The sequence below is a fragment of the Streptomyces sp. NBC_01450 genome (assembly GCF_036227505.1).
In the GTDB taxonomy this organism is placed as follows: Bacteria; Actinomycetota; Actinomycetes; order Streptomycetales; family Streptomycetaceae; genus Streptomyces.
Genome location: NZ_CP109480.1, coordinates 6,324,791 through 6,338,187 on the forward strand (window position 1 = coordinate 6,324,791; position 13,397 = coordinate 6,338,187).

Annotated in this window: 12 protein-coding genes and 4 pseudogenes; 7 read left to right on the forward strand and 9 right to left on the reverse strand. The window is 70.2% G+C overall.

Going from position 1 to position 13,397, the window contains the following annotated elements; translation table 11 throughout:
* Positions 1–4: 4 nt before the first annotated feature.
* Positions 5–1,414 (forward strand): NAD(P)/FAD-dependent oxidoreductase, encoded by a 1,410-nt coding sequence (locus OG568_RS28290; RefSeq protein ID WP_266433318.1) that lies wholly within the window; start codon positions 5–7, stop codon positions 1,412–1,414.
* A gap of 44 nt (positions 1,415–1,458) precedes the next feature.
* Here the strand turns inward: OG568_RS28290 and OG568_RS28295 are convergent, their stop codons facing one another.
* The gene (locus OG568_RS28295) at positions 1,459–2,163 is read right to left on the reverse strand and encodes a pentapeptide repeat-containing protein (RefSeq protein ID WP_266583434.1); all 705 of its coding nucleotides are present in this window, start codon (positions 2,161–2,163) and stop codon (positions 1,459–1,461) included.
* A 189-nt stretch (positions 2,164–2,352) separates the two neighbouring features.
* On the opposite strand from OG568_RS28295, the gene OG568_RS28300 reads away from it, so the two are divergent.
* Both OG568_RS28300 and OG568_RS28305 read left to right on the forward strand, forming a co-directional pair.
* Complete coding sequence (locus tag OG568_RS28300; RefSeq protein ID WP_329533571.1) at positions 2,353–3,333, forward strand: zinc-binding dehydrogenase; 981 nt, start codon at positions 2,353–2,355, stop codon at positions 3,331–3,333.
* Positions 3,334–3,467: 134 nt separating this feature from the next.
* A complete protein-coding gene (locus tag OG568_RS28305; RefSeq protein WP_443077778.1) occupies positions 3,468–4,898 on the forward strand; it encodes an MFS transporter in 1,431 nt (476 codons plus the stop codon).
* Here the strand turns inward: OG568_RS28305 and OG568_RS28310 are convergent.
* Positions 4,887–5,006, reverse strand: a pseudogene (locus OG568_RS28310) (GNAT family N-acetyltransferase); the annotation flags it as partial. The gene OG568_RS28305 and the pseudogene OG568_RS28310 sit on opposite strands and share 12 nt — an antisense overlap.
* 199 nt (positions 5,007–5,205) lie before the next feature.
* Between OG568_RS28310 and OG568_RS28315 the strand changes: the two are divergent.
* A pseudogene (locus OG568_RS28315) lies at positions 5,206–6,443 on the forward strand (RNA-guided endonuclease InsQ/TnpB family protein).
* Here the strand turns inward: OG568_RS28315 and OG568_RS28320 are convergent.
* A pseudogene (locus tag OG568_RS28320) lies at positions 6,424–6,657 on the reverse strand (GNAT family N-acetyltransferase); the annotation flags it as partial. The pseudogenes OG568_RS28315 and OG568_RS28320 sit on opposite strands and share 20 nt — an antisense overlap.
* 93 nt (positions 6,658–6,750) lie before the next feature.
* Positions 6,751–7,251, reverse strand: coding sequence for a hypothetical protein (locus tag OG568_RS28325; RefSeq protein WP_075027404.1), 501 nt, complete (start codon positions 7,249–7,251; stop codon positions 6,751–6,753).
* Positions 7,252–7,304: 53 nt separating this feature from the next.
* Between OG568_RS28325 and OG568_RS28330 the strand changes: the two genes are divergently transcribed.
* Positions 7,305–8,720, forward strand: a complete 1,416-nt coding sequence (locus OG568_RS28330; RefSeq protein ID WP_329533573.1) for a M1 family metallopeptidase — start codon at positions 7,305–7,307, stop codon at positions 8,718–8,720.
* 71 nt (positions 8,721–8,791) lie between these two features.
* On the opposite strand, the gene OG568_RS28335 is transcribed toward OG568_RS28330, so the two are convergent.
* From OG568_RS28335 to OG568_RS28355, 5 genes and pseudogenes are all read right to left on the reverse strand, one after another.
* Complete coding sequence (locus OG568_RS28335) at positions 8,792–9,460, reverse strand: HAD family hydrolase (RefSeq protein ID WP_329536474.1); 669 nt, start codon at positions 9,458–9,460, stop codon at positions 8,792–8,794.
* A 105-nt stretch (positions 9,461–9,565) separates the two neighbouring features.
* Positions 9,566–9,961: pseudogene (locus OG568_RS28340) on the reverse strand (GNAT family N-acetyltransferase); the annotation flags it as partial.
* An 86-nt stretch (positions 9,962–10,047) separates the two neighbouring features.
* Entirely contained in the window at positions 10,048–10,914 is an 867-nt protein-coding gene (locus tag OG568_RS28345; RefSeq protein WP_329533574.1) for an SgcJ/EcaC family oxidoreductase, read from the reverse strand.
* 4 nt (positions 10,915–10,918) lie between these two features.
* Complete coding sequence (locus OG568_RS28350; RefSeq protein ID WP_329533575.1) at positions 10,919–11,554, reverse strand: hypothetical protein; 636 nt, start codon at positions 11,552–11,554, stop codon at positions 10,919–10,921.
* A gap of 231 nt (positions 11,555–11,785) precedes the next feature.
* Positions 11,786–12,361 carry a TerD family protein gene (locus OG568_RS28355; protein ID WP_329533576.1) on the reverse strand — a complete coding sequence of 192 codons (576 nt, stop codon included), beginning with the start codon at positions 12,359–12,361 and terminating at the stop codon, positions 11,786–11,788.
* A gap of 204 nt (positions 12,362–12,565) precedes the next feature.
* On the opposite strand from OG568_RS28355, the gene arfB reads away from it, so the two are divergent.
* Together arfB and OG568_RS28365 are read left to right on the forward strand one after the other, a co-directional pair.
* The gene (gene arfB / locus OG568_RS28360; protein ID WP_329533577.1) at positions 12,566–12,994 is read left to right on the forward strand and encodes an alternative ribosome rescue aminoacyl-tRNA hydrolase ArfB; all 429 of its coding nucleotides are present in this window, start codon (positions 12,566–12,568) and stop codon (positions 12,992–12,994) included.
* 91 nt (positions 12,995–13,085) lie between these two features.
* Positions 13,086–13,373: a hypothetical protein gene (locus tag OG568_RS28365; RefSeq protein WP_329533578.1), complete on the forward strand. Its 288-nt coding sequence runs from the start codon at positions 13,086–13,088 to the stop codon at positions 13,371–13,373.
* Positions 13,374–13,397: the final 24 nt, after the last annotated feature.

The following is a 13,397-nucleotide window of genomic DNA, read 5'->3' on the forward strand; positions in this document are numbered from 1 at the left end:
GCCCATGAGCAGTGGCACAGGAAGCGGCACGGTCAACGGCGGCATCTCCTTCTGGTACGCGGACGACGGTCTGCCCGAGCCCCGCGAGCCCCTGCCGGGCGACGCGACCGCCGACGTCGTGATCGTCGGCGGCGGCTACACGGGCCTGTGGACCGCGTACTACCTCAAGAAGGCTGCCCCCTTCCTGCGCGTCACCGTCCTGGAGCAGAAGTTCTGCGGATACGGCGCCTCGGGGCGCAACGGCGGCTGGCTCTACAACGGCATCGCGGGCCGCGACCGGTACGCCAAGCTGCACGGCCACGAGGCGGCGGTCCGTCTCCAGAAGGCGATGAACGAGACGGTCGACGAGGTCGTCCGGGTCGCCGCCGAGGAGGGCATCGAGGCGGACGTCCACCAGGGCGGTGTCCTCGAGGTGGCGTACACGCCCGCCCAGCTGGCCCGCCTGAAGGCCTTCCACGAGCACGAGCTGTCGTACGGCGAGAAGGACCGCGAGCTCTACGGCGCGCGGGAGACCGTCGAGCGCGTCCGGGTCGCGGACGCGGTCGGCTCGGCCTGGACCCCGCACGGGGCGCGCCTGCACCCGGTGAAGCTCGTCAAGGGGCTGGCGGCGGCCGCCGAGGCGCTCGGCGTCACCATCCACGAGAAAACGCCGGTCACGGAGATCCGCCCCAAGCACGCGGTCACGCCGTACGGCACCGTCCGCGCCCCCTACGTGCTGCGCTGCACGGAGGGCTTCACGGCCTCCCTGAAGGGCCAGAAGCGCACCTGGCTGCCCATGAACTCCTCCATGATCGCGACCGAGCGGCTGACCCCCGAGCAGTGGGCGACGATCGGCTGGGAGGGCCGCGAGACGCTCGGCGACATGGCGCACGCCTACATGTACGCCCAGCGCACCGCCGACGACCGCATCGCGCTAGGCGGCCGGGGCGTCCCGTACCGCTTCGGCTCGCGCACCGACAACGACGGCCGCACCCAGCAGGCGACCATCGAGGCCCTGCACGAGATCCTGGTGCGCTTCTTCCCCTCGCTGGCCGGTGTACGGGTGGCGCACGCCTGGTCGGGCGTCCTCGGCGTCCCCCGCGACTGGTGCGCCACCGTCACCCTGGACCGCTCCACGGGCCTCGGCTGGGCGGGCGGCTACGTCGGTTCCGGCGTCGCGACGACGAATCTCGCGGCGCGCACCCTGCGGGACCTGATCCAGCAGGACTCGGGCCAGGCGGGTCCGACCGACCTGACGGCTCTCCCGTGGGTCGACCACAAGGTCCGCAAGTGGGAGCCGGAGCCGTTTCGCTGGCTGGGCGTGCAGGGCATGTACGCCACCTACCGCACGGCCGACCGCCGTGAACTCACCACGCACAGTGCGCGGTCCTCGAGGCTCGCACAGATGGCGGACCGGGTGGCGGGCCGCCACTGATCACCGAGCGGCCGGTGAGGAGCGGTCCTTGAGCGGTCTTTCACTCATTCCCCTCCCGGTCCCGGTCCCCCGTCCACCCGCACCCCCAGCGCCGCGGCGAACACGGGCGCCAGATCGAGCAGCTGGCTCGGACTGATCACCGCCCCCGCCAGCCGGTCCACGCCCCGCGCGATGTCCACCTCCGCCGCGTGGCGCAGGTCCACGTCGGTCAGGGTGGCCGCGGTGAGGTCCGCCCCTCTCAGGACGCAGTCCACGAACTCCACGCGCTCCAGCCGGGCGCCCCCGAAATCCGGCTCGACCAGCACGCACCCCTCGAAGACGACGTCCTTGAGCCGGGCCTTGCGCAGGTTCAGGTAGTCGATCTTGCCGCCGCGGATCAGGACCCGCTCCAGTACCGAACCGTGCAACTGCACCCCGCCCAGGCGGGCGTCCACCAACTCGACGTCACGCAGGGTCGACTCGGCGAGATCGGTGCCCACGCCCCGTATGCCCGTCAGAACCGAGTCCAGCACCCGCGCGTGGCGCAGTCGCGTCTCGTCCAGCGCGCACCCCGTCAGGGCGCAGTCCATGAAGGTCGCTCCTGCGCCGTCCTGCCCGACGAAGTCGGCCTCCCGGAACTCCAGCCCGTCGTAGTCCCCGTCCGGCACCAGCCCGGATCCGTCATGGGGCTCCAACGGCGGCAGCCGCACCTCCGGCCGCCGCGCCCCTTGGCCCCGCCCACTCGCCCCGCCCGCCGCTTTCCGCACCATGCCCCCATCCTGCACTCCCCCACTGACAACGCCCCCGACCCGTGCCGCCGACGACGCCCCACACCCGCGCCTTGACCTCAAGCGCGCTTGAGGCTGAACGCTGGCGCCCACCACCGCCGAACACCAAGCGCACCCCGGCACATCCCGATACGCCCCGTCACACCCCGGCACACAGCGAGGGAGCCCGTCATGCACGCCGTCCGCCTGCACACCTTCGGCCCGGCCGAGAACCTCACCTACGAGAAGACCGAGGATCCCCTTCCGGGCCCTGGCCAGGTCCGTATCGCCGTCGCCGCGGCCGGTGTGCACCTCTTGGACGCCGCCCTGCGCGCGGGCGCACAGGGCCCCGCACCCGCGCCCACCCCGCTGCCCACGATCCCCGGCCGTGAGGTCGCCGGCACGGTCGAGGCCCTCGGCGACGGCGTCGCAGGGCACTGGCTGGGCAGGCGCGTCGTCGTCCACCTCGGCTTCGTCCCCGGAGGCTACGCCGAACTGGCCGTCACCGGCGTCGACCGCCTGCACGAGATACCGGAGAACCTGGACTTCGCCCAGGCCGTAGCCATGATCGGAACGGGCCGTACGACGATGGGGATCCTCCAGTTCGCCGGGCTGGGCCCCGACTCCGTGGCCCTGATCCCCGCCGCCGCGGGCGGTATCGGCACCCTCCTCGTGCAGTACGCCCGGCACACGGGTGCCACCGTGATCGGTCTCGCGGGCGGCCCGGAGAAGGCCGCCCACGTCCGCGAGAACGGCGCCGACCTGTCCGTCGACTACAAGGACGGCGACTGGCCGAACCGGGTCCGCGCCCATCTGGACGGGAAGCCGGTCACCGTCGTCTTCGACGGCGTCGGCGGCGACGTCGCCCGCGCCGCCGTCGACCTCCTCGGCCCCGGCGGCAAACACCTCGTCTTCGGCTGGTCCGGCGAAGGCATTCAGAGCGGTGGGCCACTGCTCGTGGAGGGCGTGTCCGAGCAGGTCCTCGGCCCCGTGATGCTGCGCGCGGCGGGCGGTCCCGACCCCGTCCGCACGCTGGAACTGAGGGCCCTCGCCGAGGCCGCCGCGGGCCGCCTCACCCCGGCCGTGACCCGTTTCCCGCTGGCCGACGCGGCCGGGGCCCACCGGGCCCTGGAGACCCGCGCCACCCTGGGAAAAGTGGTCCTGGAGCCTTGACCAGGGGAAGCGTCCGGAAAGATGCGACCTATACCAATTCATGGTCTTCTGGGCAAGTGAGCGCCCCCCATTCAGGTGAGACCGGAGCCCCTGGAAGCCCCGAACGCGCAACCACCCGGCGCTGGTGGGGCCTGGTGATCATCGCCCTCGCACAGCTGATGGTCGTCCTCGACGCGACCATCGTGAACATCGCGCTCCCCTCCGCACAGCGCGCTCTCGGCATGTCCGACGGCAACCGTCAGTGGGTCATCACCGCGTACACGCTGGCCTTCGGCGGCCTTCTCCTGCTCGGCGGCCGGATCGCCGACCTGGTCGGCCGCAAACGCACGTTCGTCTTCGGGCTCATCGGCTTCGCGGTCGCCTCCGCGTTCGGCGGCGCGGCCACCACCCCCGGCATGCTCTTCGGCGCCCGCGCCCTCCAAGGGGCCTTCGCCGCCGTCCTCGCCCCCTCCGCGCTCAGCCTCCTGACCACCACCTTCACCGAGCCGAAGGAGCGCGGAAAGGCCTTCGGCGTCTACAGCGCCCTCGCGGGCAGCGGCTCCGCGATCGGACTCATCGCGGGCGGGCTGCTGACCGAGTACCTGAACTGGCGCTGGTGCCTGTACGTCAACATCCCCATAGCCGCCGTCGGGGTCATCGGCGCGTTCGCGCTGCTGCCCGACCCCCCGGGCAACGCCGGCGCCCGGCTCGACATCCCCGGTGTGCTGCTGGGCTGCGGCGGACTGGTCGCGATCGTCTACGGGGTCAGCGAGGCGGAGCCGCGCGGCTGGACGGACCCGCTGGTGCCGGCCCTCCTCGCGGGCGGAACCGTCCTGCTGACCGCGTTCGCGTTCTGGCAGGCGAAGGCCCCGAGTCCGCTGCTCCCCCTCCACATCATCGGGGACCGCACGCGTGCGGGCTGCTTCCTGACGATGGCCCTCGCCGTCATCGGCATGTTCGGCATGTTCCTGTTCACGACCTACTACCTTCAGGTCATCCTCGGGTACTCGCCCGTGACGACAGGCCTGGCCTTCCTGCCCATGACGGCCGCGATCGTCATCTGCACCACGCAGATCTCGGCGCGGCTGCTGCGCCACGTGGTGCCGCGTGTGCTGATGGTCCCCGGCACGCTTCTCGCGACCTCTGGGCTGCTGTTCTTCACCCACCTCAAGGTCGACACCGACTACGCGGGCCACCTGCTGCCCGGCCTGATCCTGTTGGGCCTCGGCATGGGCCTGATCTTCATGCCGATCTTCGCCACCGCCACCGCCGGGGTCGCTCCGCAGGACTCCGGCGTCACGTCCGCGACCGTCAACACCTCACAGCAGGTGGGCGGCTCGATCGGTACGGCCCTGCTGAACACCATCGCCACCACCAGCGGTGCGGCGTACATCGCCGCGCATCTCACCGGCCCCGCCCAGAAGGCCCTCACCGTCCGCGAGGGCATCGTGCACGGCTACACGGTCGCCATCTGGTGGGCCGGCGGCATCATGCTCCTGGCCGGTCTGGTCGCGGGCCTGATGGTCACCTCGAAAACCCCCATACACGCGACCGCACCGGCCCGCGTGCCCGAGTCAGTCCCCTGAGCCCAGCTCCCGCAGCGCCCCGTCCGTCAGCCGATACACCGTCCACTCGTCCTGCGGACGCGCGCCCAACGCCTCGTAGAAGTCGATGGACGGCCGGTTCCAGTTCAGCGCCCGGGAGGAATCGCATCCCCGTGGCTGCGGTGCGGAGCGCCGCAGTATCACTGTGTCTGCTCGGACGCAGAGCGGCCGGGAGCCTTCTCCGGCGGAGCCGGGGTGGTGCGAACGCAGGGCCGGGTGGGTCGCCCGATGTGGTGAACGGCCCCGAACGTGTGGTGGTGTCTCGTACGGGTGCCTACGATCGGTGATTGTGAAGCTGGTCGTGCAGGTCAAGCTGGAGCCGACACCGAAACAGGCGGCGGCACTCGAGGCGACCCTGCACGCCTGTAACGAGGCCGCAACGTGGGTGAGTGACATCGCCTTCGAGCGTGGGGAGTTCAAGAACTTCGCCTTGCGTAAGCACACCTACGATGCGGTCAAATCCCGCTGGAACCTCGGCGCGCAGGCCGCGCAGCACTCGATCAAGAAAGTATGCGACGCCTACATCACGCTGAAGGCGAACCTGAGGGCCGGGAACCTCGGCAGGCCCGGCTCACGCCGCTACCGCAAAGCCTCCGAGAAGCCGATCGCCTTCCGCCCTCAAGGCGCGCAGCCCTACGACGACCGCATGCTGTCCTGGCAGATCCCGGACCGGACGGTGTCCATCTGGACCACCAGCGGCCGGGTCAAGAACGTGGCCTTCACCGCCTCGGTGGAGCAGCTGGCCACGCTGGCCCTGTACCGCAAGGGCGAGTCGGACCTGCTGGAGCGGGACGGCATGTGGTTTCTCAACGCCACCTGCGAGGTCCTCGATGCGCCGCTCAACACCGATCCGGTGGACTCCTCGGCATCGACCTGGGCATCGTGAACATCGCCACCACCAGTGACGGCGAGATCATGGCCGGACGCGAGCTGAACCGCACCCGCCTGCGCGAACGCGGCCTGCGCACCAAACTGCAGAAGAAGAACACCCCGTCCGCCAAGCGCCGCGCCAAGAAGCGGCGGCGCAAGGAGGCGCGGCGGGCACGGGACATCAACCACAAGATCGCGAAACATGTGGTGGCCGAGGCAGAACGCACCGGTCGCGGAATCGCCCTGGAAGACCTGACAGGGATCCGCGAGCGGGTACGGCTTCGCAAGCCCCAACGGGCCACCCACTCCAGCTGGTCGTTCGCCCAGCTGGGAGCCTTCATCGCATACAAGGCCCGCAAGGCCGGGGTGCCTGTGGTGCACGTCGATCCGGCGTACACCTCCCGCACCTGCGCCGCGTGCGGGCACATCGACAAGGCGAACCGGGTCTCGCAGGCCTGGTTCGCATGCCGGAACTGCGGATTCGTTGATCACGCGGACCGGAACGGCTCCCGCAACATCCGTGCCAGAGCACGGCAGTTGTGGCGACGCGGGGCCCAGTCAACGGCCCCTTTCCCACCCCGAACACCTCGGAGTGGGACTGGACGCAAACGACACATCACCGCCAGTGATGCCCGTTGTGCAAGCCCGTCGCTTTAAGCGACGGGTAGTTGACGAACCACAGCGCGAAGCCGACGGGCTTCCCCGCCGCCTCCGCGATGTGCGCGAACGCGGCCGGCTGCTCCCCGAACAGTGCCTCGAGCAGCTGCTGCCGGGAGGCCTTCGCCTCGTCCGGCACCTTCTCGCACTCGGCCAGTTCACGGACCATCGCGTGGATGACGGGTATGTCGCCGGGGGTCGCGGTGCGAATCATGGGCGCAGTTTCACATGAGTGATCGGGATAGTTACCGAGGGCGGGCGGGGTCCGGGCCCGGAGCCGATCGCGGCCGGGTGGGGGTACGGGGGCTCAGCCCACTCGGGGGAAGCGGGCCTGGAGGGTCCAGATCGCCGGGTTCTCGGCGAGGTCGTCGTGCAGGTCGGTGAGGTCGGCGATCAGGTCGTGCAGGAAGTCGCGGGCCTCGCGGCGGAGTGCCGAGTGGGAGAAGGTCAGCGGCTCCTCGTCGCCCGGCATCCAGTCGGCCTCGATGTCCACCCAGCCGAAGCGCCGCTCGAAGAGCATACGGTCGGTCGACTCGGTGAAGTCGAGCTCCGCGTGCTGGGGGCGCGAGGCCCTGCTGCCACGCGGGTCCCGGTCGAGCTGCTCCACGATGTCGCACAGCGCCCACGCGAAGTCGAGCACCGGTACCCATCCCCAGGCTGTGGACAGCTCCCGGTCCGCCTTGGTGTCGGCGAGGTAGACGTCACCGCAGAACAGGTCGTGCCGCAGCGCGTGGACGTCCGCGCGGCGGTAGTCGGTCTGCGGGGGGTCGGGGAAGCGGTTGGAGAGGGCGTAGCCGATGTCGAGCACGTAGGTGATGGTGTCATGGGCCTGTGGGTGAGGGGCCTCGTAGGATCGCAGGTGTGCCCCGATCTTCCGTCACCGTCCGCTTTGCTCTGGCCCCGGCCCTCGCTCTCGCCCTCAGCGCGTGCGGCGGAGGCGGTGTGCACGGTAAGCCCGGTGCCGCCGGGGTCCGGGATCCGTACTTCCCGAAGTCGGGCAACGGTGGCTACGACGTCACGCACTACGCCCTGACCCTCTCCTACGACCCCAAGGCACGCCATCTCGACGGAACCGCCGAGATCACCGCCCGGGCCACCCAGAACCTCAGCGCCTTCGACCTGGACCTCAAGGGCCTGGACGTCTCCGCCGTCACCGTCGAGGGCAAGGAGGCCCGCTGGAACCGGGCGGGCCAGGAGCTGACCGTGCGCCCGCACACCGACCTCGACGAGGGCGAGACGTTCCGCGCGACGGTCCGCTACTCGGGCACGCCGGAGACGCTCACCGACGCGGACGGCTCGCAGGAGGGCTGGCTGCGCACGGCCGACGGCGCCCTCGCCCTCGGTGAACCCACCGGCTCGATGGCCTGGTTCCCCAGCGACAACCACCCCTCCGACAAGGCGACGTACGACATCGCCGTCACCGTCCCGAAGAACCTGAACGCGGTCTCCAACGGCGAGTTGAAGAGCGAGACGACGACCACCGACGGTCGCAAGACCTTCACCTGGCACACCGCCGAACCGATGGCGAGCTACGTCGCCACGCTCGCGATCGGCCGGTACGACATCACGCGCTCGACGACGAAGAGCGGTCTGCCGGTGTACGTGGCGGTGGACCCGACGCAGACCGCGGCCGCGAAGAAGGTGCTGTCCGAGATCCCCGAGATCATGGACTGGGAGGAGTACAACTTCGGCCCGTACCCCTTCTCCTCGACGGGCGCGATCGTGGACCGCGGCGGCGACTCGGGCTACGCCCTGGAGACCCAGAACCGCCCCGTCTTCCCCGGCGCCCCGGACACCGAGACCCTCGTCCACGAACTGGCCCACCAGTGGTACGGCGACTCGGTCACCCCCAAGTCCTGGCAGGACATGTGGCTCAACGAGGGCTTCGCCACGTACGCGGAGTGGCTGTGGCAGGAGGACCACGGCGGCGACACCGCGGACGAGATCTTCAACTCCCTCTACAGGGGCGACCACTACGACACCGCCGCGAAGAACAAGGCGGTCTGGGCCTTCCCGCCCGCCAGACCCTCCAGCGCGGCCCACATCTCCGACGCGCCCGTCTACGAACGTGGCGCGATGGTCCTGCACAAGATCCGCCGGACCGTCGGCGACGACACGTTCTACGACATCATCCAGGGCTGGGCCGCCGCCCACCGCCACGCCAACGCGTCCACGGCCGACTTCACGGCCTACGTCGAGAAGAAGGCCCCGGACAAGGACTTCAGCGGTATCTGGAAGGACTGGCTGTACGGAGAGGGCAAGCCGCCCCGGGCATGACCGGGCGGACCGGCCCTCCGACATGAGCAGCCGGACAGACCTTGTCCGGACAGGACCTGGCCGGACGGGCCCTAAGAGCTCCGAACCCGGTCCCCGGACCGGCTCCCCGACATGAAGTCGACGATGTCGGGAACCGCCTCCCGCAGGGTGCGGAAGTGACGGTGGACGCCTTCCACGGCGACGGGAGCGTTGACCCCCCACACCGTCATGCCGGCCCGCAGCCCGGACCGGACTCCGGAGGCGGCGTCCTCGATGACCAGACAGTCCCGCGGCCGGGCGCCGAGCCGCTCGGCGGCGAGCAGATAGGGAACCGGTGACGGCTTGCCCTCGTCGACGCAGGCGGCGTCCACGACGACGTCCGGGACGGGCAGGCCGGTCCGCGCGAAGCGCCCGCGCACCCGGTGCTCGTAGTTCGAGGTCACCAGCGCCCACGCCGTCCGGGGCAGCGCGGCCAGCAGCTCAGCCGCGCCGTCGAACGCCGTGTACGTCCCCGACCTGACGTCGTCGTCCTCCAGTTCGTGCAGGGCGGCCAGGCACTCCTGGGGATCCCGGTCGGGGGCGACCTGCGCGAAGGTCTCCATCGGCCTGGTCCGCAGCGCCACTCGGTAGACCTCATCGGGGTCCAGCGCGTAGCGGCCCGCCCACGTTCCCCAGACCCGCCGCTGGTTGGCCACCGCGTCGATCAATGTGCCGTCGACATCGAACAGAACGAACTTCCCGGCTTCGGGCGTCCCGTTCAGCTCCTTGCGCAACACCGCGCACGGGCGGCCCAGTTGGAGATCCTTCCGATGACCGATGGTCTCGTAGCCGAGGGCGGTCCAGAAGGCGAGACCCTGGGGGTTGTTGTCGAGGACGGCGAGGCGGGCGGCGTCTCGGCCGGCGCGGCGGAACCTCGCCTCGACGAGGGCCACGAGCTTACGCCCGTACCCCCGCCGCCGCTCCCGCGCGTCCACGATCAGCAGTCCGATCCACGGATCCGGATCGGTGGGGTCGGGGTGGTGCGCGAGGGTGATCGCGACCCCGACCAGTCGCCCCGCCCTCCGCGCGAGCAGCACCTCCACCCCCGGATGCGCCAACTCCCCGGTGAGCGCCGCCGCGACCTGCTCCGGCCGGATGTCGTAGGCGTCGGGGAAATCCCCGCTCAGGGAGAAGAACTCGTGGTGGGAGGCGTAGAGGGAGGTGAGTTCGCTGAGGACGGCGACGGGGATGTCCTGGTCGGGCGCGAGGGCTTCGAGAATCACTCGGTGCAGGCTAGTCAATGGGACCCGCCTGCCGGGCCCGTGCCCGGTGGTGGCTGGGCACGGGCGGGGAGGGGGGAGGGGGAGGGTCAGGTCCTGTCAGGGGTGGACGGGGGGCGGGGGCCGCCGAAGCCGTGTTCGGAGAGGTCGAACCAGTTGCCCTCCGGGTCCATGGCCCGGTACTCGGCGAAGGGGCGGTCGGTGAAGCGTTCGGCGGGCTTGTCCGCGCCCGCTTCCACCAGGGCCGCCGAGGTGGTCTCCGTATCGGAGATGTGGAAGCCGAAGTGGTTCATGCCGAGCGGGGTGTCGCCGTCGAGTCGGTGCTTGATGAGGGCCAGGGAGAGATACCCGTCGGAGAGGAAGCAACTGCCGTCGGGGTCCCGGTGGAAGAGTTCCATCGAGAAGATCGAGGTGTAGAAGGCGGCCAGTTTCTCCGGGTCCCGGGCGACTATCGCCAGGTGGCGGAGTTTCGGACGGGCCGCGGACTCGCGGGACGTGGCTGTCGTCGCCGTCACGGGGGGCTTCTCGGGCTCGGGGCCTTTCACCGGGCGTGCCTCCTTGGGGGCGGTGGCCGGGATCATGTTGTGGAACGCCGTGATCTGCCAGGCCCCGGTGGCGGTCTGTTCGACCACGGCCAGGGCGTGTGTCGTGGCCAGGGTCGTGCCGTCGGCGGTGCGGATGACGGTGGACTCGGCCTCGACCATGGCCAGGTCGGGGCGCAGCCGGCGGACGGCGATGATCCGGGCGTCCAGGCGTGTGGCCGCGTACAGGGTGCGGAACAGGCCGTCGTGGGCCGCCTCGACGCCCGCGCGGCCCGGCGGCTTGTCCCCGCGTACGGAGGTGAAGTCGCAGTCCGGGGAGAAGTTCGAGGCGAAGAGCGCGGCGTCGGCCGATGCCCAGGCGCGGGCCATCGTTTCCCACAGGGTGTGGATCGAGTGCGTTTCGTCGGTCGTCATGACGTCAGACACCTACCGCGGTGCTCGTACGGACGCGCAAGGGGAGTTCGGTGCAGCCGCTGTCGAGATGCTCGGCCGGTGGCGGGGCCCAGGCCGCGAGCGCGTGGTAGAACGCGTCGGCCCGGCGCTCCAGGTAGCAGATGATGTTGATCGGCCAGGCCGTTCGGCCGAAGACGTGGCGGTCCATGGGGGTGGGGCGCTCACTGAGGACGGCGGCGCGTTCCTGCGGCGGGCCTATGCGGTGCCAGTCGGGGTGCATGTGGATGGAGCCCAGCAGTTCCAGGCCCAGGGCGTCGGCTTCCTTGGAGGCCTTGAGGAGGTCCCGGGAGTCGATCCACCAGGCGCGGTGCTCGTTCTCGTACGCCGGTCCGAAGCGGGGCACGATCGTCTCGCTGAACTCGAGGCGGGCTGCCGGGTCCGTGGTGCGTGCGTTGCGGCCGAAGGCGACGCGCTCGATGTGGAGGGTGCCCCGGCCGGTGTTGCCCAGGAGCAGGGCGAAGCAGGGGAGGGGGGTTCGGGGGGTGATGAGCTGGTACTCGGTGACCGCGGCGGTGAGGAAGTCGTCGAGTGCCTGGTTGTCCATCAGGACGGTGGGGGGAGCGTTGTCGCTCGTACAGTGCTCGTCCGATAAGTCGGACATGGAGTGGGACATGAGGTGGGGGGCTCCGTTTCCCGTGGGGGGTGATGGGGACGCTGGGAGCCTAGAGCTAAGTGCTTGAAGTCTACAGTAACTCGCCCGGAACGTGGGGATATCCCTATGGGGCACAGGTCTGGGGCACAGGTCTGCGGCACGGGGTGAGGGCGGGCGGAACGCGAGGAGCCCCCGGCCCGATGTCCCGGGCCGGGGGCTCCTTCAACCGCCTTGTACGGATCAGACGTTGACGCCGAAGTCCTGGGCGATGCCCACCAGGCCCGAGGCGTAGCCCTGGCCGACCGCGCGGAACTTCCACTCCGCGCCGTTGCGGTAGAGCTCGCCGAAGACCATGGCGGTCTCGGTGGCGGCGTCCTCGCTCAGGTCGTAGCGCGCGATCTCGGTGCCGCCGGCCTGGTTGATGATGCGGATGTAGGCGTTGCGGACCTGGCCGAAGTTCTGCGAGCGGTTCTCCGCGTCGTAGATGGAGACCGGGAAGACGATCTTGTCGACGTCGGCGGGGAGGCCCGCCAGGTTGACGTTGATCGCCTCGTCGTCGCCCGCGCCCTCACCCGTGCGGTTGTCGCCGGTGTGGACGATGGTCTGGTCCGGGGTCTGCTTGTTGTTGAAGAAGACGAAGTGGGCGTCCGAGTAGACCTTGCCCTGGGGGTTGACCGCGATGGCCGAGGCGTCGAGGTCGAAGTCGGTGCCCGTGGTGGTGCGGACGTCCCAGCCGAGGCCCACGGTGACGGCGGTCAGGCCCGGAGCCTCCTTGGTGAGCGAGACGTTGCCACCCTTGGACAGGCTTACAGCCATTGTTGGGAGTCCCTTCCCTCGTTGCGTACGTGCGCTGTGCCCGTACGTATGGGCTTCGTACGGGCACGAAGCTACAGCTACCCCTAAGAACGCCGAGAGGGGCACCGAAGGTTCCTGCCCTCTTTACTTTCTTTACCCTGTTGGCGGACACCGGGCGGCGAAAACGGGGTGACGTGGACCGGACATCCACGCGACCATGGACCCATGCCTGGTCCTTACGTCATCCGCGGCTCCGTCTCCCTTCCCGAGGCCGAGCTCCTGTGGCGTTTCTCCCGCTCCAGCGGACCCGGCGGACAGCACGTCAACACCAGTGACTCGCAGGTCGAGCTGCGGTTCGACCTCGCGAAGACCGAGGCGCTGCCCCCGGTCTGGAAGGAGCGCGCCCTCGCGAAGCTCGCCGGGCGGCTCGTCGACGGTGTCATCAGCGTCCGCGCGTCCGAGCACCGGTCGCAGTGGCGCAACCGGGAGACCGCGGCCGTACGGCTCGCCTCCCTGCTCGCCGAGGCCACCGCGCCACCGCCCAAGCCCCGCCGGGCCACTCGTATCCCCCGGGGGATCAACGAACGGCGGCTGCGCGAGAAGAAGCAGCGCTCCGACACCAAGCGGGGCCGCTCCGGACATGACTGGGGTTAAAAGTCTGTCTGGGTCTTGGGCGGGCGTGTCGGCCGCTGTCGTGGGTATGAGGTGACAGGCCTTTGTGGCGAGTTGTCGCTAATCTCATGGAATGGACGGATACGAGGACAGGGCGCACCTGGAGTGGTGGGCCAATCGATCGACCTGCCTGGCGCGGATCCCCGTCCGGCTGCGGCAGGCCGCCGTGCCCGACGACCGTGTGTGGGACGCCGTCGTCTCCGCGCCGCTGGACAGTGGCGCACGCGAGGACATGCAGTTCCTGATCGAGGCCAGTCCGTACTTCACCCTGCGCTTCGCGGACGATTCCGTGAACGAGGTCGAAGTGGAGCGCTCCGGGGACGGCGGCGGGCTGCGACTGAGCGCCGTGCCGGAGACGTGACGTCACATCAGGGGCCCGCGGTCC

Bases quoted from the DNA above. Each gene is read 5' to 3' on its own strand.
- OG568_RS28290 (WP_266433318.1), top strand. From the start codon at position 5: ATGAGCAGTGGCACAGGAAGCGGCACGGTCAACGGCGGCATCTCCTTC.
- OG568_RS28295 (WP_266583434.1), bottom strand. From the start codon at position 2,163: ATGGTGCGGAAAGCGGCGGGCGGGGCGAGTGGGCGGGGCCAAGGGGCG.
- OG568_RS28300 (WP_329533571.1), top strand. From the start codon at position 2,353: ATGCACGCCGTCCGCCTGCACACCTTCGGCCCGGCCGAGAACCTCACC.
- OG568_RS28345 (WP_329533574.1), bottom strand. From the start codon at position 10,914: ATGACGACCGACGAAACGCACTCGATCCACACCCTGTGGGAAACGATG.
- OG568_RS28350 (WP_329533575.1), bottom strand. From the start codon at position 11,554: ATGTCCGACTTATCGGACGAGCACTGTACGAGCGACAACGCTCCCCCC.
- OG568_RS28355 (WP_329533576.1), bottom strand. From the start codon at position 12,361: ATGGCTGTAAGCCTGTCCAAGGGTGGCAACGTCTCGCTCACCAAGGAG.
- arfB (WP_329533577.1), top strand. From the start codon at position 12,566: ATGCCTGGTCCTTACGTCATCCGCGGCTCCGTCTCCCTTCCCGAGGCC.
- OG568_RS28365 (WP_329533578.1), top strand. From the start codon at position 13,086: ATGGACGGATACGAGGACAGGGCGCACCTGGAGTGGTGGGCCAATCGA.